This window comes from Superficieibacter electus, from assembly GCF_002915575.1.
Classification (GTDB): domain Bacteria; phylum Pseudomonadota; class Gammaproteobacteria; order Enterobacterales; family Enterobacteriaceae; genus Superficieibacter; species Superficieibacter electus.
In genome coordinates this window covers 1-1139 of sequence record NZ_PQGD01000077.1, presented here as the reverse complement: position 1 = coordinate 1139, position 1139 = coordinate 1, and the positions used below count along the sequence as shown (strand labels likewise).

Annotated in this window: 1 protein-coding gene; it reads left to right on the top strand. The window is 54.5% G+C overall.

From position 1 onward, the window contains the following. The coding region (tuf, locus tag CHU32_RS27840) for an elongation factor Tu (protein ID WP_103678838.1) at window positions 1-1139 on the top strand (1139 nt) is incomplete at both ends.

Here is a 1139-nt window from a genome sequence, read left to right as displayed (position 1 = left end):
AACGTCGGTACTATCGGCCACGTTGACCATGGTAAAACAACGCTGACCGCTGCAATCACTACCGTACTGGCTAAAACCTACGGCGGTGCTGCCCGCGCATTCGACCAGATCGATAACGCGCCGGAAGAAAAAGCTCGTGGTATCACCATCAACACCTCTCACGTTGAATATGACACCCCGACTCGCCACTACGCGCACGTAGACTGCCCGGGCCACGCCGACTATGTTAAAAACATGATCACCGGTGCTGCGCAGATGGACGGCGCGATCCTGGTTGTTGCTGCGACTGACGGCCCGATGCCGCAGACCCGTGAGCACATCCTGCTGGGTCGTCAGGTAGGCGTTCCGTACATCATCGTGTTCCTGAACAAATGTGACATGGTTGATGACGAAGAGCTGCTGGAACTGGTAGAAATGGAAGTTCGTGAACTTCTGTCTCAGTACGATTTCCCGGGCGACGACACCCCGATCGTTCGTGGTTCTGCTCTGAAAGCGCTGGAAGGCGAAGCAGAGTGGGAAGAGAAAATCATCGAACTGGCTGGCTTCCTGGATTCTTACATCCCTGAACCAGAGCGTGCGATTGACAAGCCGTTCCTGCTGCCTATCGAAGACGTATTCTCCATCTCTGGTCGTGGCACCGTTGTTACCGGTCGTGTAGAACGCGGTATCATCAAAGTGGGCGAAGAAGTTGAAATCGTGGGTATCAAAGACACTGCCAAGTCTACCTGTACCGGCGTTGAAATGTTCCGCAAACTGCTGGACGAAGGCCGTGCGGGTGAGAACGTTGGTGTTCTGCTGCGTGGTATCAAACGTGAAGAAATCGAACGTGGTCAGGTACTGGCTAAGCCGGGCTCAATCAAGCCGCACACCAAGTTCGAATCTGAAGTGTACATTCTGTCCAAAGACGAAGGCGGCCGTCATACTCCGTTCTTCAAAGGCTACCGTCCGCAGTTCTACTTCCGTACAACTGACGTGACTGGCACCATCGAACTGCCGGAAGGCGTAGAGATGGTAATGCCGGGCGACAACATCAAAATGGTTGTTACCCTGATCCACCCGATCGCGATGGATGACGGTCTGCGTTTCGCCATCCGTGAAGGCGGCCGTACCGTTGGCGCGGGCGTTGTTGCTAAAGTTCT